This is a genomic window from Epilithonimonas sp. JDS (assembly GCF_021261315.1).
Classification (GTDB): domain Bacteria; phylum Bacteroidota; class Bacteroidia; order Flavobacteriales; family Weeksellaceae; genus Epilithonimonas.
The window spans coordinates 107,789-126,974 of record NZ_JAJSAX010000008.1 but is presented as its reverse complement, the minus strand read 5'-3'; the positions used below and the strand labels follow the sequence as shown (position 1 = coordinate 126,974).

Here is a 19,186-nt window from a genome sequence, read left to right as displayed (position 1 = left end):
TTCAGAAATTTATTATTTCTTGATGAATTTCTTCGTCGTGGTCTTTCCATTCTCGAAAGTAATTTTGATGAAGTAATTCCCTTTTGTCAAACGAGAAACATCAACCATATTCTCTTTGGTGTCGGAAATTTTCTGTCCAGTGAGAGATAGAACTTCCACAGATTTCAAAGCATTTTCTGTATTGATCTTGATGAATTTGTCAGCTGGATTTGGACCGAACGAAAAATCTGTTTTGTTGAAATCATTGACAGCTAAAGTATTATTTGACTTATTCACGCATCTTACAGAATAACCAAAACTTTTCGCGTCACCACCAAAACCTGTTGTACTGGATGCTGCAGCTCCCAAATACACGTAACGGTAAAAGTTTGGATTGGCGCTGGCAGATTTTGTCCAGATGTAAGCACGAGCTCCTTCAAAAGCCCATCCAGCGTCTTTACGAGCGCCCGCTCCGGCTATTTTAAGATTACTTTCAAAACCTCTAACAATTCCTCCAGTTGTAGCGCCAGCTGGTCTTGGGAAGATGTTTTCTTTTGTTATTACTAGATCCCAATCTGCTTCAGATGGCATTTCCCAATTGTCTCCGATTGCTTTACAAGGATCGATTCCGTTGTGTTCTGTTACTTCGGAAAGGTTTTTTGCAGACCAGGTGTCATTTTGATTCGGATTTGCAAACCAACCTACATAATTCGAAGACCAGGGTGTTCCTCCACCGATATAAAAAGTGGTGGTTCCGCTTCCTAAACCGACCGGGTTATTTGGCGTTGGATATGTTTCGCTGGTTGCAGAAGTTTTCAATTGATGACCATCATCCCAGCGGCCGTATTGGAAGTAGTCGCCTCTTGCACCTTCGTCAGCAATGCTGGTTGCAACGTTTGAGCTTCCCAGATTTTGCTGAAGCCACTCGTAGCCATCAGCAGCTCTCACAGTTTTGTAGGAAACGGTTTGGTTTTGATAAGTAAGACTCACGCAGCCGTTATCGCCCACATTATTTCCTGCAGCTTGCGGTGTGCAGTTTTGTGCATTGGTGTTTACAAAAGCAGCAAACAGTCCTAAACAAAGATATTTATTAAGCATATAATTTAATTTTTTGCAAACATATTTATTTAGAACTAATAAAAATAACAAAATGATTTAAATCATAATTGAAGAATGCTGTGGTTTCGCTTTACAAGATTGATTTGCAGCTGATTTTTATTGCTAGTTTAGTTTGATGATTCTGAAGCCATAATCGATTTTGGTTAATTTAATAAAAAAAATTGGCGATTCAATCTGAACCACCAACTTAAAAAACTAGATATAAAATAGAAGTTTTACCACGCTTTCACAGCGCCTCCTTTGAAGGTCTGCTTGGCAACGGCCTCTACTTCCGGAGATTGATAGGCTTTGACGAATTTTTTGATCTTCTCGTCATTTTTGTTGTCTTCTCTGGAAACGATCAAATTGGCGTAAGGCGAATCTTTATCTTCTGTGAAAAGGCCTTCTTTTTCTGGATCCAGGCCAGCTTGGGCTGCAAAATTATTATTGATGATCGCCAGCACCACTTCTTTGTCTTCCAAAACCCTTGGGATCTGTGGCGCTTCCAATTCCAGAATTCTGAAATTCTTCGGATTTTCTGTGATGTCTGCGACTTTTGGTAATAGTCCAATGCCTTCTTTTAATTTAATTAATCCTTGCTTCTGAAGCAATAACAGTGATCTTCCACCATTAGTCGGATCATTTGGAATCACAATGGTTTGTCCCGGTTTCAATTCTGAAATGGACTTGATTTTTTTAGAATAAGCCACAATTGGATAAACAAAAGTTTTCCCGACAACAGCCAATTTGTAGCCTCGTTGTCTGGATTGCTCTTCCAGGTAAGGCAGGTGTTGAAACGCGTTCACATCCACATCACCTTGGCTCAAAGCTTCGTTTGGAACGACGTAATCATTGAAACTTACCAATTCTACATCCAAACCATATTTTGCTTTGGCGACTTTTTTAGCTTCTTCTGCCAAACCTTGTTCAGGTCCGGATGCAATTCCCACTTTTAAAACATTCGGGTTTGATTCTTTTTTGCCACAAGCCATTAATGATATAATTGCGAAGGCAAGTGCTATTTTTTTTAAGTTCATTTTTTAATTTTTTATCTGTGATTAAATTTTTTCGAAAGGAAATCTCCCGCCAATTGAATGATGAAAACCAGAATGATCAGTAATACCAAGACCGAATTCATCACCGCAAAATCATAGCCGATGTAGCCATATTGATAACCAACTTGTCCCAGTCCGCCAGCGCCAACTGCGCCACCCATTGCAGAGTAACCTACGAGTGTGATCAAAGTGATACTGACATTATTGATTAATGATGGCAAAGCTTCCGGCAAAAGCACTTTTCGGATGATCTGCAACGGTTTTGCGCCCATCGATCTTGCCGCTTCTATCAATCCGGAAGGGATTTCCAGCAAGCTATTTTCTACCAATCTTGCAATAAATGGAGCCGAACCAACACTCAGAGGGACCAAAGCGGCCGCCACACCGATCGATGTTCCAACAATTGTTCTGGTGAATGGGATCATCCAAACAATTAAGATGATGAATGGGATCGAACGGAAAATATTCACGATTACAGAAACCACCTGGTGAGAAACTTTGTTCTCCAACAATTGGCCTTTTCTTGTCAGGAATAAGAAAATTCCTGTTGGTAATCCTAATAGAAATCCGAAAAATCCAGAAACCAAGGTCATCACAATCGTTTCTATCGTTCCTTGAAATAACAAATTGATAATACTATCCGACATAACCTAAAATTTCTGTGTTAGAATATTCATTTTCCAAATAAGCCAAAGCCTTGTTGATATTTTTGCCCTGCAATTCCACGAGCAAAACGCCAAAACTCAGATTGCCAACATATTCCAGTTGCGCACTGATCACTTTCGCTTTGACCTGAAATTTTTCAAACAAGTTACTGATGACAAAACTCTGGTCGTTGTTTCCGGTCAGCATAAATTTCACAAGCGGATTGCTATTTCCGCTATCAACACTGCTCAATGAATTTTGATAGACCAAAGGCAATTCGATATTAAGAGAAGACTGGATAAATCCTTTCGTTATTTCCTGTTGCGGATTGGTGAAGATCTGTTCCACATTGCCTTGTTCCGCCAGTTTTCCGTGATCGATGACCGCTACTTTATCGCAGATCGTCTTGATGACTTCCATTTCGTGAGTGATCAGAAGGATTGTCAGGTTCAATTTTTGATTGATGGATTTCAGCAATTTCAAAATCGATTTGGTGGTTGCCGGATCCAGTGCACTTGTCGCCTCATCACAAAGCAAAACCTTCGGGTCATTGGCCAAAGCTCTGGCAATCGCGACTCTTTGTTTTTGTCCACCGGAAAGATTGGCTGGGTAATCCTTTGCCTTTTCATTCAGTCCAACAAGTTCCAAAAGGCCATTCACCTTTTCCCTGATTTCAGATTTGGATTTTCCCTCCAATTCCAACGGAAATGCAATATTGTCAAAGACCGTTCGAGAAGACAACAAATTGAAATGCTGGAAGATCATTGCGATCTTTCTTCGTTCCAAGGTCAGTTGAGCATCAGACAATTTTGTCAGTTCAATATTATCGACAATCACTTTTCCAGCGTTCGGTTTTTCAAGAAGGTTCACACAGCGGATCAGCGTACTTTTCCCGGCGCCGGAAGTTCCGATGACGCCAAAGATCTCGCCTTTTTCAACCGTCAAAGAAACGTCTGCCAAAGCCTGGATCGTCTTATTTTTGGTCTTAAAACTTTTGGTGACGTTTAAAAGTTCTATCATTTTTACGAATTAATTAAAATAAAAAACCTTTCAAATGAGATTATGAAAGGTTTTCGAAATAAACACACTATCCTCTACATCATTATATATCACTGAAATATATTACTGCAACAAACAAAACAAAATTTCAACATTGATAGTGTTTAAAAAAAGCCGAGGCAAAGGTATCAATTCAATTCATACCAAACAAGTATAATTTAGATTTATGACAAAAATCAGTTATGGCATTTGTCCTCACAATGCGATTCTTAAAGTTTTGGGCAGCTATTTCCGTCCTCCGTTCCCGCTATTTTTTGCCGAGCTTTTCCCAACGCAAAAAAATGAGCTCCACTCAGGCCGGGCTGCGGGATTTGGTATTCTATTAAAATTTTAATTTCTGAATACCAGTTTCTAAATCTATTGGCATTTTTCTTACATTTACTGAAATTAATTTCCAGAATGGTTCTAAGCAGGATTTGGTCAGCCTTCATCATCATCGCCATTGCGGTGGCCTCTATCAAATATTTCAGTTCAGAGAATTACAGTCAGATCTTCAACGATATGGTGGTCGGGAAAGGTGGCGACACGATTCAGATCTCGAAAAAACCATTTGCGCAGTTTTCTCCAGATATTCAAAGATCCTTGAAGGCCACGCCGGAACTCGAAGAAAATCATATCCATTACAAAATGGATTCCCTTCAAAACGTGAATACCTACAGAGTTGCCGCTACAGATGGCGTCATCGGAACCAGCGAAACAGCCGTCAATATCTGCCTGAAACTGATTGGCATTATGGCTCTGTTTATGGGCTTTATGAGCATCGCCGAAAAAGCTGGCGGTATCAACTTCCTCAGCCGACTCATTCAACCATTCTTCTCCAAATTATTTCCAGACATTCCGAAAAACCATCCGTCATTCGGACATATGATGCTGAATTTCAGTGCGAATTTATTGGGATTGGACAATGCTGCTACGCCGTTCGGACTCAAAGCGATGGAAAGTCTTCAAACCCTGAATCCTGATAAAGACAAAGCCAGCAACGCCCAAATTATGTTTCTCTGTCTGCACGCCAGCGGATTGACATTGATTCCGGTTTCCATCATCGCAATCCGTTCATCAATGGGCTCTGTAACGCCGACCGATATTTTTCTGCCATGTATGATTGCGACATTTTGCGCAACTTTGGCTGCGATGACGATTGTTTCTATCAGACAAAAAATCAATCTTTTCCAACCTATTGTTTTAGCATACGTTGGTGGGATTTCTGCGATTATTGCTTTGCTCGTCATCTACTTAGTTCAATTGAGTAAAGATGAGTTGGATTCCTTCAGCAAAGTGATGAGCAATGGCATTATTTTATTGATTTTCCTTGCCATCGTTTTGGGTGCAGTTTATAAAAAGATCAACGTTTTCGACGCGTTCATAGATGGTGCGAAGGAAGGATTTACGGTTTGTGTGAAAATTATTCCTTATTTGGTAGGAATGTTGATTGCAATCTCTCTCCTGAGAACCAGTGGTGTTTTTGAGGTCATCATCGATGGAATGAAGTGGATTGCCAGTGCTTCCCATCTCGATACCAGATTTGTGGACGGATTGCCAACTGCATTAATAAAACCATTATCAGGCTCCGGAGCTCGTGGAATGATGGTAGATACGATGAAAACCTTTGGTGCGGACAGTTTTGCTGGGAAGTTATCAGCTATTTTGCAAGGAAGTTCGGACACCACTTTCTATGTCATTGCGGTTTATTTCGGTTCAGTTGGAATTAAAAATACTAGATATACAGTTGGGTCGATGTTGCTGGCAGATTTAGTAGGAGTAGTAGTTTCGGTAATTTTGGCGTATTTATTCTTTGGATAGAATGAAAAATCAAAAAAGAAATGCCTTTGAAGAAACAACGGAAATAGTAGGATGGCTGCAAATATTTCTATCGCCATTCATTATCAGTTTGATTTTAGCAATTATAATTTATGTCGCATTTGATTCTACTTTGTCCATAATATTATCTATTTTAATTTTAATGATTGGAATTACAATCGGAATAAAGTTGGCTAACAAAATATATAATTCGAAAGACGGAACGATGCATTTTGTTTCGAGAGTTTCTGCAAGCCCAGAACTTGACGAAAAAAAAGAGGATAAGAAATGATTCAGGATAAAGATTTTACGCTGAGATTGATAAGACAACTCAGCCAAGCATTGGAGAAATTACTTCTTGGAAAGCCGGAAGAAAGTCTGATGCAGAAAGAATTGGATTTCGATTCTTTGATGAAGGATATTTTCAAAATGGATTTCAGTGAACTTTCATTAAAATCAAAAGAGGAAATTATTGAAATGGTAAAGCTTCGGGAATCGAAGGATCACGCAGATTATTACGAAATGCTCGGCAATATTTTTATGTTTCATTTCCGGACGGATGGCAAAATTGATTTTGCGGAAAAGGCGAAAACTTTTTACGAACTTTATCTCACAACCAGCGGAATATTCGCAATGCCGATCATTAACCGCATCAACGAATTGAATACAGTGTTAAAATAAATTAAATTTGACCACTTTGGTAGGATTAAAATAAAAAATTATTCTTTTATTTGTATTTTTGGCGGGTTATCGAACAGCAATATGATTTTTAAAACTAAAAAAGACACGAAATATACTTATGTAGAAGCGGGTGAAGGTCATCCAATGGTGCTTCTGCATGGTTTGATGGGAGGCTTGAGCAACTTCGATAAGATGATTAATTTTTTCGCAGACAAAGGATTTCGCGTGATTGTACCGCAATTGCCGATCTACGATTTGCCCATTCTCAACACCAATCTGACTTCAATTTCGAAGTTTGTTGCTAAGTTTATCACAGATGTTATCGGAAAGCCGGTAACAATTGTCGGTAATTCTATGGGCGGACATATTGGACTTATTCTTACGATTTCTCGTCCGGAATTGGTTCAGAATTTGGTTTTGACAGGAAGTTCCGGTCTCTACGAAAGAACTTTCGGTGACAGTTTTCCGAGAAAAAGTGATAAAGATTATATCAAGAAAAAAACTCAGGAAGTTTTCTATGACCCGATTGTTGCTACAGATGAATTGGTAGATGAGGTTTTCGCGGTTGTAAATGACAGAATGAAAGGCATCAAAACTGTGATGCTTGCAAGAAGTGCTATCAAACACAATATGCTGAACGATCTTCCTAAAATCACCTGCCCGACTTGCATCATCTGGGGGAAACAGGATAATGTAACGCCGCCGGAAGTTGCGGAAGATATGCATAAATTCATCAAAAATTCTGAGTTACACTGGATAGAAAAATGTGGTCACGCCGCAATGATGGAAAAGCCGGACGAGTTCAATGAGATTCTCTACGAATGGCTGAAAAGAGTAATTTAAAATAATTTATTAATAAAATAAAACCATTAAGACATTGAGTTTTTCTTAGGATAATTTGATCTCTTGATGGTTTTTTATATCATATCAAAATGGTAATCAAAACCGCAGAATTTGTAAAAAGCAGTCAGAAATGGCAGGATTGTCCCGAACCTACGATGGCAGAATACGCTTTCATCGGGCGTTCCAATGTTGGGAAATCATCTCTCATCAATGCAATGATGAATCATAAAGATTTGGCTAAAACATCACAAACGCCTGGGAAAACCCAATTGATCAATCATTTTTTGGTTAATGAAAACTGGTTTCTGACAGATTTACCGGGTTATGGTTATGCGAAAGTTTCCAAAAGTCTTAGAAAAGATTTCGAAAAACTGATTACCAATTATATTTTGAACAGACAAAATCTAGTCAACCTTTTTGTATTGATAGATTCGCGTCTGGCACCTCAAAAAATTGATCTTGAGTTTATGGAATGGTGCGGCGAAAGTAATGTCCCGTTTTCCATCGTTTTTACAAAAGTAGACAAACTGAAACCTGGAGCAGCGGACAGAAATGTAGAAGCCTACAAAACAGAATTACTGAAAACCTGGGAAGATCTTCCGGAAATCTATGTCACATCCGCTGAGAAAAAAACGGGGACAGACAATATTCTAAAATTTATCTCAGAAACCAACCAGTTTCTAATCAAAAATAAAGTACGATTCGATGATTAATGCAGATTGGAAAATCAAAACCTTTTCTGAACTTACTACAACTGAACTTTACGAAATTATAAAAGCAAGAGTCAATGTCTTCGTAGTGGAGCAGGACTGTCCTTATCCGGATCTGGATGATTACGACCAAAAGGCGATTCATCTTTGGGCAGAAAAAGACAGCGAAGTTTTAGCCTATTGCAGGATCTTTGATAAAGGCATCAAGTACGCTGAAACTTCTATTGGAAGAGTGGTTACAACAGAAAACGGAAGAGGAACAGGTCTTGGAAAACAATTGATCCAATATGCTTTGGATATCATAGAAAACAGGCTTGGAACTCTGGAGGTTCGGATTTCTGCGCAGGATTATTTGCTGAAATTCTATTCCGATTTCGGATTTGAAGATACGGGCAAAAAATATCTGGAAGATAATATTCCGCACACAGAGATGCTCAGAAAATACAAAAGAGCCTAAAGTGAACTTCAGACTCTTTGGAAATTGTATTGTTTTTTGTGTTTTTACGGTTATTAATCTGAGGCAAAATTAATTACATAAATTCAGATTTCCTTACGGGAAACCGTAAAATGGAAAAATAATTGAAAATAATTTCAAATTATTCCCAAATCTTTGCATCTCGCAATTAGTTGTTCGTTGTTTTTTACCGTCAATGCTAGCTTCATGGCATTCATTCTTTTTTCTACGCTGCTCAAACTATTTGGGTGAATATCTCTCTCTGCCAGTATTTTCGGAATGTTTTTCTGCAAAATTCCTTCCGAAAGTAATTTGAGAAGTACAATATCATAGTTGCTGAATTCCAGAGTGTTCATAGTTTTCACCGGCAGTTGGAGATCGTGAGAAATATATGTTTCGCCTGCAAAAACACATTCTATCGCTTTTCGCAATTCTTTGGAATCGGATCTGGCTTTTTTGACATAAGCATCAATTTCCAATTCTTTGAATAACAGATCTATCACGCCAATTCTGTGTTCGCCGGAAAAAACGATTACTTTCAGTTCAGGATACAGATCTTTGCAGCATTTGATCAATTCGCGGCCGTTTTTGATCAATTGTTTTCTGTGATCTTCCTCAAACGAAAGGTCGGTGATCAGAACTTCAAAAGGTGTGGATTGCAAAGATTTTTTCAGGCGCGAAAATGCATCATCACAATAATAAACGTGATCTACGCTTGGAATTTTCAAATCTTCCAAAACTTTTTGCACCGAGAAATTGCTGCTTTCGTGGTCTTCCGCTATTAATATTTTACTGAACATTTTACTTTAGTTTAATTGATAATTTCAAACCCGAATTACCTTCCTCGATTTCCAGCATTGAACCCAATTCTTCCAGACGCGATCTCATATTGGAGAATCCATTTTTTTCTGCAAAGCCTTCCGGTAATCCGATTCCGTTGTCTATATATTTGATTTCGTGCAAATTATCATCTTTTATAAATCTTAGAATAACATTGGTCGCCTGGCTGTGCTTTTTCATATTCACCAACAATTCTCTTACTACCTGAAACAATTCTTCTTTTGAAAACTGATTGATTCCTAGCCAGAATTCCGGATCATTGCCGATAATGATTATTTTCGTATTATCATTATCAAAAGCGCTCACAAGGCCTGTGATTCTTTCGTTAAAATCTTGCTGCAGATTGTCATCGTACGAGAGATTTCGGGATTTTTCGTACATCAATTCCAACTTGTCCAGGATTTTCTCTTTTGGAAGATCGTTTTGATGCTCAATAGTTGTCATCACTTCATAGATCCCATTAGCAACCACATCGTGTACTTTTTTGGAGAAATCCAAACGTTGCGCGTGCAATTTATTGTTAGCATCTTCAATCAGACGTTGTCGTTTTCTCTTGATCCAGAAAAAGATAATTGCGCTTATGATGAGTGTTAGGATAATAATTGCCCAACTAATGAGTGTTTGACGCAGAATTTTATATTCATTGATCTCTCTCTGTTTCTGAAGAATTATATTTTCAGCCTTTGCTTTTTCGCTTTCAAAACGGATCAATGCAAACTGATTTTTTGCCTTATTTTGACTGTTGGTCAGACTATCTTCGATTCGGGAATAGTTATCAAAATATTTCTGAGCGTGGATGCCGTCTGATATTTTTATTAGATTCTGCAATGCTTCCAACTGATCTTCAGGATATTGCAGCTTTCTGGCAAGCGTCAGCATTTTATTGGAATAATGTCTTGTAGAATCTATATTCTTTGTGGCATAATAAGCTGACAAGTAAGCATAAGCAGCGTCCTTAGTCCATTCATCATCAAAATTATCACTCAGTTTTTCTGCTTTTAAGTAATCTTTTACAGGATTATAATTTTTGTCTTCTAACCATTTTGAACGCGCAAAATTCAGCAGTAGTTTGGGGTAAAATTCGCTTTTGGATCCAACGCTGTCCAACAGTTTTGTGTAGATGTCAACAGCTTTTCTGTAGCGCCTCTCATTATGATAAACGATTGCAATGTTATTCGCCAGCGCCATCTTGTCGATTGGATCTTTTGTAAATAATAATGCTTTATCATAAAACCGTCTGGCATCTGTATAGTTTTTGAGATTATTGGAGGCAACACCCAAATTGTTGTAGTTGCAAAAAAGAAAATTGTAGTGCGCTGTATCTTTTTCTTTTAAAAACTGGCTGGCGTGCAGACTGGTTTCTATGCTTCCAAAATTATCGCCCGCTTTTTCCTGGATAATTGCCATATTTACAAAGCTTTTTCCCATCCCGAAACTGTCATTTCTTTTCTGGAAAAGATCTTTGGCTTTATCAAGATAATAGAAAGAGCTGTCCGAGTCTTTATCCATAAAGACGAATGCTTTTTCGTAGAAAGGATTGATCTGCTTTTTTGATGATTCAATTTTTGGTTCTTCTTTTTTGGAACAGCCAATGAGAATTAAGATCAAAAAGCAAAAGATAGATTTCTGCAATTTTACTATTTATCCGAAATTTAAGAAAAATAACAATAATTGGATAATAATTAATTCTAAAATCAAGGTTAATCATTATTTTTGTTGATCATTCGGTCACTATTAATGTCAATCAAAACTTTAGAGCAATATCTTCCTGAGCATACTTTTCCGTTTCTGAAAAAATGGTTTTCGGACTATTATATCCACATCAAAATTACCAAAAACAGGAACAGTAAGCTTGGCGATTACAGACGATTGCCGGACAAATCTCACCAAATAACCGTAAATTCTACGCTGGATAAGCAATTGTTTTTCTTCGTTTTAACCCACGAATTGGCTCATCTGATAGCATTTGAAAAATTTAATTTCAGAATCAGCGCTCACGGGAGAGAATGGAAAAATACTTTTACGGAGATGCTTCTGGAAAGCCTTGATATTTACACAGATGATCTGAAACCAATCATTTACCGATTTTCTAAAAACCCGAAGGCAAACTTTATGGCAAGTCCGGAACTCGTCCGCTATTTCCATATCGAAAATCCTGAGGATAATTTGGTATTCATTGAGGATTTATTAATTAATGATGAATTCTATTATAAGGGAGATGTCTATCTAATTATGGAAAAAAAGAAAAAGTTATATCTTTGCATCAATATTAAAAACTCAAAGAAGTATTTATTCCGCCCTCTGGCAAAGGTCGAAAAACGAACAATAGATGAACAAAAATAATTACTGCGTCATAATGGCTGGCGGAATCGGAAGCCGATTTTGGCCAATGAGCACCCAAAAATTTCCAAAACAGTTTCATGATATCTTAGGAACAGGAAGGACGATGATTCAGCAGACTTTTGACCGAATCAGTCAATTAATTCCGGCTGAAAATATTTATGTCGTTACCAATCAGGAATATGTAGAGCTTTCGCAACAGCAGTTACCTGATGTTCCGGTAAGCAATATTGTTGGGGAACCGGCAATGAAAAATACATCAGCCTGTAATCTATATATGGCAAAAAAAATTGAGGATGTAAATCCCAATGCCAACATAATCGTAATGCCTGCTGACCATTTGATCCTGAAAGAAAACGCATTTCTGCAGAAAGTGGAATTAGGTTTTAAACTTACTTCAGAAAACGACTTTTTAATTACATTAGGAATTACACCAACGAGACCGGACACAGGCTATGGATACATCCAGTTTATAAAAGAAAACAATGAAGATTTTTCCAAAGTAAAAACTTTTACAGAAAAGCCCAACTTAGAGATTGCAAAGAGTTTTATGGAATCTGGTGATTTTCTTTGGAACGCAGGTATTTTTATATGGAATGTTAAAAGTATTTTGAAGGCATTCAAAAAGTATCTACCGGAAATGACCAACCAATTCAACAGTTGCGAATATAATTGTGATGCTGAAAAGGAATGTATTAACCTGATCTATCCCATCATCAATAAAATATCAATAGATAATGGAATTCTTGAAAGAGCCAATAACGTCTATGTAATTCCTGCCAATCTCGGTTGGAGCGATCTTGGAACCTGGACTTCCGTGTATGCAAATGCCGATAAAAATGATGATAACAACGCCATTAGTTCTAAAAACGTTTTAACTTATAACTCAAAAGGTAACGTCATCAGGATTAAAAATCAGAATAAAGCAGCGGTAATTGATGGTCTTAAAAACTATATCATTGTAGACACAGAAAAGGCTTTGCTCATTTGCCCAAGAGACAATGACCAGTTGATCAAAGATTATGTTTTGGATCTTAAAAACCTGAAAAAGGGCGAACGATTTATGTAATGTGATTTATTTCGTAAAAAATATTTAACTCTTTGGTTTTCATCAAAGAGTTTTTTTATTTTTGATGAAACAAAACACAAATGCTTGTCAAAATTTACGGTGCTGCCATTCACGGCGTTTCTGCGCAAATTATTACGATAGAAGTTAATGTAGATCAAGGCGTTGGTTACCATTTGGTTGGGTTGCCGGATAACGCCATCAAGGAAAGCAGTTACAGGATTTCTGCGGCGCTGAAGAATTCCGGTTTCAAAATTCCGGGGAAGAAAATTACTATTAATATGGCTCCTGCAGATCTTCGGAAAGAAGGTGCAGCTTATGATCTGAGTCTGGCTTTAGGCATTCTCGCCGCTTCAGATTTGATTAAATATGAAACACTCAGCGATTACATCATTATGGGCGAACTGTCTCTGGATGGGAGTTTACAGCCCATTAGAGGTGTTTTGCCAATCGCTATTAAGGCGAGAGAAGATGGTTTCAAAGGCATCATCCTTCCAAAAAAGAATGCAAGAGAAGCAGCGATCGTAAATCAACTCGACGTTTATGGCATTGATAATATCAAGGAAATTATTGATTTTTTTAACGATGATGTTGCGTTGGAAAAGTTTGAGATCGATACAAGAAAGGAATTTCAGGATAAGATCGATCATTTCCCTTTCGATTTTGATGAGGTGAAAGGGCAGGAAGCTGCTAAACGCGCAATGGAAGTTGCCGCAGCGGGCGGTCATAATATTATTTTGATAGGCTCTCCTGGAAGTGGAAAAACAATGCTTGCAAAACGATTGCCGAGTATTTTGCCGACACTCAGTCTCAAAGAATCGTTGGAAACTACTAAGATTCATTCCGTTGCCGGAAAGATGGGAGCGGAGACATCATTAATCACAATACGGCCTTTTCGAGCGCCGCACCACACAATTTCGGACGTCGCTCTAGTTGGCGGCGGTAGTTATCCTCAACCTGGCGAAATTTCCTTAGCCCACAATGGCGTTTTATTTCTTGATGAAATGCCGGAATTTAAAAGGACTGTTTTGGAAGTGATGAGACAACCGCTCGAAGACAGAGTCGTTACCATTTCACGAGCCAAATTCACAATAGAATATCCGGCAAGTTTTATGCTCGTTGCCAGTATGAACCCAAGTCCCAGCGGCTACTTCCCCGATGATCCGAATAATACGTCATCCACCGTTGAAATGCAAAGGTATATGAACAAACTTTCCGGACCGCTTCTCGACAGGATTGACATTCATATCGAAGTTTCAAAGGTCGAATATGAACAGCTGACCGAAAAGAAAAAAGGCGAAAGCAGCGCCAGCATCCGAGCCCGTGTGAATAAGGCAAGAGATATTCAAAATGAGAGATACAAAGATTCCGACATCAGTTATAACGCCCAAATGGGATCTAAAGAGATGGAAAAATTTTGCGAGCTGGATGAGTATTCTCAATTATTAATCAAAGCGGCAATGCTGAAACTAAATCTTTCGGCAAGAGCCTACAGCAGAATTTTGAAAGTTGCAAGAACGATTGCAGATTTGGAAAATTCTGAGAATATACAAGGCGATCATATCTCTGAAGCCATCCAATATAGAAGTCTGGATCGTGATTTTTGGAATGTTTAGGAATTATAAGACCATATAACTTAAAATATTTATTCCTTTAAATTAAAAAAATCCAACAGTAATAATTTACTTTTTGTGAACTCTAATTTTAAATCAAAACTCCGTTTTTAGAATCAATTGGTTCCGGAAGGTCATCATGTTCGCCAATGATTTGAAGAAGATCGATCTCAATGGTTCGGCATATCGAAAGCATAGGAATATCAAACATTAATCCCCCAAAAGGGTTTTCAGAGTAATCGCCGACGAGTTCCATTATAATGTAAATCCACCCGACAATTACACAAAACGGAATACAAGTCCAGATTCCCCAATCTCCCAATTTGCTGAATTCGCTTACCAAACCTAAAGGTAAAAGAATAATGAAAATAACAATAAAAATAAATCCTGAATTTGCAAACTGTCGCGGAGAAGGGAATTTCTTTATTCTTTCCGCCTGTCCTTGATAATCATAAAAATCGTTTTGACAGGTTTGAAGTTGCATGTGTTCAAAATCTGTAATGACATTGTGTTTTTTCAAATAACTGAGATCTTTTGCCTGTCTTGAGATCAGGTAGGTAGCAAAGTTTTTATATTTTTCCTGCAATTCAAATTCGTCATCTGAAAGATATCTCTTCTGAAAAAGTGGTGTTCTGGTATAATCCGGAAATCCAGCTTTTATAAGTCTGTGTCTTTTGAAATTAATACTCCCAAAATGTCTTTCTAGACTCATGTGTTCCCATTCTGTGGGGATTAGAAGCTGATCTCTCAATGTATATAACCATGCGATATGACGATAAACTATTTGTTTTTTTAAATCTTTTATATAATGCATTTCTCCTTTTTCAGTATCGAATGCAATGAGCATGGAGGTAAAAGATCTGCTGGAGTTTACAATCGCTCCCCATATTTTCCTAGCTTCCCAAAGTCTGTCATAAGCCTGATTGCTTTTGAAACCAACAAAAAAAGCGACCGCAGTACCTACCAAAGTCAGCGGAACCAAAGGAATTGTCATCCACTGCCATTCAAAAAAGTAATAGATCGCAGCTACGAAAGTGCACCATGCAGTTAGCCAAACAAGATGCAATCCCGCAAGATTTGCAATCTGTTTGTAATTGAAATATTTTGTTGTAATCATTGAATAGAGAAATTAAGTAAACGAAGTTATCAAAAACCATACACAAAACTCTAAAAATTAGTTACTCCTTAAAATTTCCTTTACTAATTTTTTGCGCATTTGGAGGCGTTTCCTTTTCTCTTTGTCTTTTTAGAAGTACATTTTAGAAATTAAAATAATCCGCTTTCAGTTGGATTCTCAAAGTAAGCATCGATCTCTAATTTTCCAGATTTTGCTGCGGCAACAGCCAATTGATCGCAGATTTCATTTTCCGGATGTCCAGCGTGACCTTTGATCCAGTGGAATTTTGGATTGTGAAGTTGATATAATTTGTAAAATGCTTTCCAGAGATCAGGGTTTTTCACATTTTTCCAGCCACGTTTGATCCAGCCGTAGATCCATTTTTGGTTGATGGCATCCGCAACATATTTGCTGTCGGTGAAGATGTGGACTTCATTATCAGAAGTTCTTAGATTGCCTAATGCCACGATTACCGCCATCAATTCCATTCGGTTGTTGGTTGTTTTTCGGAATCCTTTGGAGTAGGTTTTCTGGTATTTTTTTTCAGGGACGCGCATAAGGATTCCGTAACCGCCTGGTCCGGGATTTCCACTGCAGGCGCCGTCTGTGTAGATTTCGACTTTTAAACTCAAAACAGAAACTTAAAATGGCATATCATCGTCATCATCATTCATCGCAGAACCGGAAACCTGATTGTTGTTCGGAAGTCCGAAAGCAGAATGCGGATCGCTTGTAATCGTGATTCTATCAAAACCTGAAGGCTCATCTTTCTGCCCGAAATTGGAAGGCGTGTATTCGTAATTGGTTCCAAGATCGGCAAACTTACCAATGTTCTTGTGGAAAGCTAAACGAACGTCTGCAGTTGCGCCATTTCTATGTTTTGCGATGATGATTTCAGCTTGGTTTTCAGTGCTCGTTTCAGCACCTTCTTCGTCATTGTCCCAAACGCCAATCTTGTAATATTCTGGTCGGAAGATGAAGGAAACGATATCTGCATCCTGCTCGATCGCTCCAGATTCACGGAGATCGGAAAGCATCGGTCGTTTTCCTGGTCTTGTTTCCACACTTCTGGAAAGCTGGGAAAGTGCAATTACCGGAACGTTAAGTTCTTTTGCAATCGCCTTTAGAGATCGGGAGATCATCGCAATTTCCTGCTCACGATTTCCCGCGCCTTTTCCCGAACTTGCTGTCATCAGCTGAAGGTAATCGACCATAATGATTTTCACGCCGTGCTGCATTACCAATCGTCGGCATTTTGCACGGAAATCGAAGATGGAAAGGGAAGGTGTTTCGTCAATATAAAGTGGCGCATTTTCCAAGGCAGAAACGTTCGTAAACAATCTTTGCCATTCTTCATCGGCCATTTGTCCTTTTCTCAATTTCTCGGAAGAGATTCCAGTTTCGGAAGAAATCATTCTTGTGATCAACTGGACGGATGCCATCTCCAAAGAGAACAATGCCATTGGAATGTTATGGTCCACGCAGATATTTCTTGCCATCGAAAGGATGAAAGCTGTTTTTCCCATCGCCGGTCTTGCGGCGATGATGATAAGGTCAGAATTTTGCCAGCCTCCAGTTTCTTTGTCCAAAGCAGTAAATCCAGATGGAACTCCAGACAATCCTTCTTTATCTTTCAAAGATTTGATTTTTTCAATCGCTTCTTTTACCAATGAATTGGCTGTGTCAAAACCTTTTTTGATGGTTCCGTTTGTAATTTCGAAGAATGATTGTTCAGCTTTATCCAGTAATTCGAAAACGTCGGTGGTTTCTTTGTAAGAGCTGTCGATCACGTTGGCGGATACATTGATCAATGACCTTAAGATAAATTTTTCCAAGATCACACGCACGTGATATTCGATGTGGGCAGATGAGCTTACACCCATCGTCAAGTCAATAATGTAATGATCGCCACCGCCAAGACTTAGTTTTTCAGTTCTTTTAAGTTCCTGAATAACAGTCATTAAATCAATAGGCGAGTTGCTTTCGTACAATTTCAAGATCGCCGCAAATATGGTTTGATGTCTTGGGTCGTAGAAAACGTCTGCGGTCAATAAGTCTATGGAATGGTCGAGCCCTTTTCTGTCAATTAGAAAAGTTCCGATCACTATTTTTTCAAAATCCAATGCATTCGGCGGCATTTTGCCATCCGAAATAGAGAGTTCCTTTGCAAAATTACCGTGAATCAAACTCGATAATGTATCCTTCTGTGCCATTGTACAAAGATATAATTTTTGAAAGTTTTATCAATTTTAGTTATGTGCAAACAACTAACATTTTGTGGACTCAAATGTTAATAAATCAAAATAATTTGTAACATTTCTACGAAAAAGTGAACTTAATAGACAGAAACATTAGCAAATTCTAAATTCCTTAAATTTAACCAAATTAATTCTCTCATGCTGCAACGGTTTATCAAATTAGAATTCAAAAGTTTTTTCCGGTCCAGTTCTTTGGCGGCCAATATTGTGATTAAGATTTTCCAGCTTTTGGGAATGCTGTATTTTTTGGCGATGTTTGTAGGGATTGCTTTTCTTGCCTACTATTTGCCAAAGAAAGAATTGCACATCGATCCGGTTTCATTTATCAGTAAGTATTTGATTTATTGGTTGGTCGCTGATCTTTTCTTAAGATATTTTTTCCAGCAAATGCCAACTCAGAATATAAAACCATTTCTGACGATGAACATCAGGAAAAGTACGCTTGTGAATTATATGATCGGCAAGACTTTCTCCTCATTCTTCAGCTGGGGCGGACTTTTCATCTACATTCCGCTTTTGGTGATCTTACTTTATAATGGACACTCTGTTGCAGGAAGCTTTGCTTGGATTTTCGCCATTATCATTCTAAGTTTCTGCAGCAATTTCCTTAATATTCTCTTGAATGGGAAAGATGCGGTGGTCTGGATTATCGGAGCCATTTTGATTGCTTTTGCAGGCTTGGATTATTACAAGATCATTTCATTATCCTCATTTTCAGAATTTATCTTTACGAAGTTTTACAATCATTGGTGGACGATTGTTATTCCTATATTAATAATGTTAGTCGGATTCTTCATCGTCAAAAAATTCATCAAAGAAAATTTCTATCTGGACAAAGGTTTGGAAATGAAACAAGAAGTAGGGAAGACAGAAAGTATTCAATTTCTCAATAAATACGGCGTTCTCGGAACATTTATCAACAACGATATCCGAATGATCAAACGTAGCAAAGCCGCAAAATCCATTGCTTTGGGAAGTTTCCTTTTTTTGTTCTACGGATTGCTCCTCTTTAGTTCTCCGGCTTACAAAACTGCTTATATGCAGCTGTTTATGGGTCTATTCGTAACGGGCGGTTTTCTGTTTATGTTTGGACAAAGAGTGCCGTCATTCGACAGTTCCTATTACCCGCTGATGATGACTTTGAATGTGCCTTACAAAGAATATCTGAAAGCCAAATGGTGGCTCATGATAAGTGCCGTGGGCATAAGTATGATTTTGGCAGTTGGCTATGTGTTTGTGAGTTGGGAATTATATTTCACTTTTCTTGCTGGCGGACTTTACAATATCGGCGTCAATTCGCAGATTGTTCTGCTTTCTGGCGCATTTAACAAAAATCCTATTGACTTAAATGCGAGAGGAAAATCTTTCGGTAAGAAAAACAATTTCAGTTTCAAAAGCATCTTAATGATTCTGCCTCAAATGGTTTTACCAATGGCGGTTTTCGGTGCTACAAAATATTTCTTAGGAACAGCTGCTGCAGTTGCCAGTTTGGCTGCTTTGGGATTGATCGGTTTTCTTTTCAGGGAAAAATTCTTTGATTTCATTGTCAAACTTTATAAGAAAGAAAAATATTCCACCATCAAAGCTTTCAAAGGAAATTAAAAAAACTAATACCTAAATCCTAATCTCTA

The 19,186-nt window shown here is 38.1% G+C and carries 19 protein-coding genes; 10 read left to right on the top strand and 9 right to left on the bottom strand.

The window, feature by feature from the left end; all coding sequences use genetic code 11:
* Positions 1-12: 12 nt before the first annotated feature.
* The 4 genes from LUD75_RS17410 to LUD75_RS17395 form a co-directional block, all read right to left on the bottom strand.
* Positions 13-1,077, bottom strand: coding sequence for a T9SS type A sorting domain-containing protein (locus LUD75_RS17410; protein WP_232707083.1), 1,065 nt, complete (start codon positions 1,075-1,077; stop codon positions 13-15).
* A gap of 236 nt (positions 1,078-1,313) precedes the next feature.
* Positions 1,314-2,114 carry a methionine ABC transporter substrate-binding lipoprotein MetQ gene (gene metQ / locus LUD75_RS17405; RefSeq protein WP_232707082.1) on the bottom strand — a complete coding sequence of 267 codons (801 nt, stop codon included), beginning with the start codon at positions 2,112-2,114 and terminating at the stop codon, positions 1,314-1,316.
* 11 nt (positions 2,115-2,125) lie between these two features.
* The gene (gene metI, locus LUD75_RS17400; protein WP_034973778.1) at positions 2,126-2,779 is read right to left on the bottom strand and encodes a methionine ABC transporter permease MetI; all 654 of its coding nucleotides are present in this window, start codon (positions 2,777-2,779) and stop codon (positions 2,126-2,128) included.
* Positions 2,769-3,797 carry a methionine ABC transporter ATP-binding protein gene (locus LUD75_RS17395; RefSeq protein WP_232707081.1) on the bottom strand — a complete coding sequence of 343 codons (1,029 nt, stop codon included), beginning with the start codon at positions 3,795-3,797 and terminating at the stop codon, positions 2,769-2,771. Before LUD75_RS17395 ends, metI begins: the two co-directional genes overlap by 11 nt.
* 438 nt (positions 3,798-4,235) lie before the next feature.
* Here LUD75_RS17395 and LUD75_RS17390 point away from each other — a divergent pair, with 438 nt between their 5' ends.
* The 6 genes from LUD75_RS17390 to LUD75_RS17365 all read left to right on the top strand — a co-directional run bounded on the left by LUD75_RS17390 (position 4,236) and on the right by LUD75_RS17365 (position 8,324).
* On the top strand, positions 4,236-5,636 hold the full coding sequence (locus LUD75_RS17390; protein ID WP_317207330.1) for a nucleoside recognition domain-containing protein: 1,401 nt from the start codon (positions 4,236-4,238) through the stop codon (positions 5,634-5,636).
* Position 5,637: 1 nt separating this feature from the next.
* Positions 5,638-5,925, top strand: coding sequence for a hypothetical protein (locus LUD75_RS17385; RefSeq protein WP_232707079.1), 288 nt, complete (start codon positions 5,638-5,640; stop codon positions 5,923-5,925).
* Entirely contained in the window at positions 5,922-6,314 is a 393-nt protein-coding gene (locus LUD75_RS17380; RefSeq protein ID WP_232707078.1) for a hypothetical protein, read from the top strand. Before LUD75_RS17385 ends, LUD75_RS17380 begins: the two co-directional genes overlap by 4 nt.
* An 81-nt stretch (positions 6,315-6,395) precedes the next feature.
* Positions 6,396-7,157 (top strand): alpha/beta hydrolase, encoded by a 762-nt coding sequence (locus LUD75_RS17375; RefSeq protein WP_232707077.1) that lies wholly within the window; start codon positions 6,396-6,398, stop codon positions 7,155-7,157.
* 89 nt (positions 7,158-7,246) lie between these two features.
* Complete coding sequence (gene yihA / locus LUD75_RS17370; RefSeq protein WP_232707076.1) at positions 7,247-7,870, top strand: ribosome biogenesis GTP-binding protein YihA/YsxC; 624 nt, start codon at positions 7,247-7,249, stop codon at positions 7,868-7,870.
* The gene (locus LUD75_RS17365) at positions 7,863-8,324 is read left to right on the top strand and encodes a GNAT family N-acetyltransferase (protein WP_232707075.1); all 462 of its coding nucleotides are present in this window, start codon (positions 7,863-7,865) and stop codon (positions 8,322-8,324) included. Before yihA ends, LUD75_RS17365 begins: the two co-directional genes overlap by 8 nt.
* 134 nt (positions 8,325-8,458) lie before the next feature.
* Here LUD75_RS17365 and LUD75_RS17360 read toward each other — a convergent pair whose 3' ends face one another.
* Both LUD75_RS17360 and LUD75_RS17355 read right to left on the bottom strand, forming a co-directional pair.
* Positions 8,459-9,121, bottom strand: coding sequence for a response regulator (locus LUD75_RS17360; protein ID WP_232707074.1), 663 nt, complete (start codon positions 9,119-9,121; stop codon positions 8,459-8,461).
* A 1-nt stretch (position 9,122) separates the two neighbouring features.
* Positions 9,123-10,769 carry a tetratricopeptide repeat-containing sensor histidine kinase gene (locus LUD75_RS17355; protein WP_232707073.1) on the bottom strand — a complete coding sequence of 549 codons (1,647 nt, stop codon included), beginning with the start codon at positions 10,767-10,769 and terminating at the stop codon, positions 9,123-9,125.
* A 129-nt stretch (positions 10,770-10,898) separates the two neighbouring features.
* Between LUD75_RS17355 and LUD75_RS17350 the strand changes: the two genes are divergently transcribed.
* The 3 genes from LUD75_RS17350 (at position 10,899) to LUD75_RS17340 (ending at position 14,183) form a co-directional block, all read left to right on the top strand.
* Complete coding sequence (locus LUD75_RS17350; protein WP_232707072.1) at positions 10,899-11,504, top strand: SprT-like domain-containing protein; 606 nt, start codon at positions 10,899-10,901, stop codon at positions 11,502-11,504.
* The gene (locus tag LUD75_RS17345) at positions 11,491-12,570 is read left to right on the top strand and encodes a mannose-1-phosphate guanylyltransferase (protein ID WP_232707071.1); all 1,080 of its coding nucleotides are present in this window, start codon (positions 11,491-11,493) and stop codon (positions 12,568-12,570) included. Before LUD75_RS17350 ends, LUD75_RS17345 begins: the two co-directional genes overlap by 14 nt.
* A gap of 80 nt (positions 12,571-12,650) precedes the next feature.
* Positions 12,651-14,183 (top strand): YifB family Mg chelatase-like AAA ATPase, encoded by a 1,533-nt coding sequence (locus LUD75_RS17340; protein ID WP_232707070.1) that lies wholly within the window; start codon positions 12,651-12,653, stop codon positions 14,181-14,183.
* Between the two features lie 88 nt (positions 14,184-14,271).
* Here the strand turns inward: LUD75_RS17340 and LUD75_RS17335 are convergent, their stop codons facing one another.
* The 3 genes from LUD75_RS17335 to dnaB form a co-directional block, all read right to left on the bottom strand.
* Entirely contained in the window at positions 14,272-15,297 is a 1,026-nt protein-coding gene (locus LUD75_RS17335; protein WP_232707069.1) for a bestrophin family ion channel, read from the bottom strand.
* A 149-nt stretch (positions 15,298-15,446) separates the two neighbouring features.
* Positions 15,447-15,929 (bottom strand): ribonuclease HI, encoded by a 483-nt coding sequence (gene rnhA / locus LUD75_RS17330; protein WP_232707068.1) that lies wholly within the window; start codon positions 15,927-15,929, stop codon positions 15,447-15,449.
* A gap of 9 nt (positions 15,930-15,938) precedes the next feature.
* Positions 15,939-17,510, bottom strand: a complete 1,572-nt coding sequence (gene dnaB / locus LUD75_RS17325; protein WP_232707067.1) for a replicative DNA helicase — start codon at positions 17,508-17,510, stop codon at positions 15,939-15,941.
* Between the two features lie 183 nt (positions 17,511-17,693).
* Here dnaB and LUD75_RS17320 point away from each other — a divergent pair, with 183 nt between their 5' ends.
* Positions 17,694-19,157 (top strand): DUF5687 family protein, encoded by a 1,464-nt coding sequence (locus LUD75_RS17320; RefSeq protein WP_232707066.1) that lies wholly within the window; start codon positions 17,694-17,696, stop codon positions 19,155-19,157.
* The last annotated feature ends 29 nt before the right edge of the window (positions 19,158-19,186 follow it).

Bases quoted from the DNA above. Each gene is read 5' to 3' on its own strand.
- LUD75_RS17360 (WP_232707074.1), bottom strand. From the start codon at position 9,121: ATGTTCAGTAAAATATTAATAGCGGAAGACCACGAAAGCAGCAATTTC.
- LUD75_RS17410 (WP_232707083.1), bottom strand. From the start codon at position 1,077: ATGCTTAATAAATATCTTTGTTTAGGACTGTTTGCTGCTTTTGTAAAC.
- LUD75_RS17365 (WP_232707075.1), top strand. From the start codon at position 7,863: ATGATTAATGCAGATTGGAAAATCAAAACCTTTTCTGAACTTACTACA.
- LUD75_RS17320 (WP_232707066.1), top strand. From the start codon at position 17,694: ATGCTGCAACGGTTTATCAAATTAGAATTCAAAAGTTTTTTCCGGTCC.
- LUD75_RS17385 (WP_232707079.1), top strand. From the start codon at position 5,638: ATGAAAAATCAAAAAAGAAATGCCTTTGAAGAAACAACGGAAATAGTA.
- LUD75_RS17350 (WP_232707072.1), top strand. From the start codon at position 10,899: ATGTCAATCAAAACTTTAGAGCAATATCTTCCTGAGCATACTTTTCCG.
- dnaB (WP_232707067.1), bottom strand. From the start codon at position 17,510: ATGGCACAGAAGGATACATTATCGAGTTTGATTCACGGTAATTTTGCA.
- LUD75_RS17345 (WP_232707071.1), top strand. From the start codon at position 11,491: ATGAACAAAAATAATTACTGCGTCATAATGGCTGGCGGAATCGGAAGC.
- LUD75_RS17395 (WP_232707081.1), bottom strand. From the start codon at position 3,797: ATGATAGAACTTTTAAACGTCACCAAAAGTTTTAAGACCAAAAATAAG.
- metQ (WP_232707082.1), bottom strand. From the start codon at position 2,114: ATGAACTTAAAAAAAATAGCACTTGCCTTCGCAATTATATCATTAATG.
- LUD75_RS17340 (WP_232707070.1), top strand. From the start codon at position 12,651: ATGCTTGTCAAAATTTACGGTGCTGCCATTCACGGCGTTTCTGCGCAA.
- LUD75_RS17335 (WP_232707069.1), bottom strand. From the start codon at position 15,297: ATGATTACAACAAAATATTTCAATTACAAACAGATTGCAAATCTTGCG.
- LUD75_RS17380 (WP_232707078.1), top strand. From the start codon at position 5,922: ATGATTCAGGATAAAGATTTTACGCTGAGATTGATAAGACAACTCAGC.
- yihA (WP_232707076.1), top strand. From the start codon at position 7,247: ATGGTAATCAAAACCGCAGAATTTGTAAAAAGCAGTCAGAAATGGCAG.
- LUD75_RS17375 (WP_232707077.1), top strand. From the start codon at position 6,396: ATGATTTTTAAAACTAAAAAAGACACGAAATATACTTATGTAGAAGCG.
- LUD75_RS17390 (WP_317207330.1), top strand. From the start codon at position 4,236: ATGGTTCTAAGCAGGATTTGGTCAGCCTTCATCATCATCGCCATTGCG.
- metI (WP_034973778.1), bottom strand. From the start codon at position 2,779: ATGTCGGATAGTATTATCAATTTGTTATTTCAAGGAACGATAGAAACG.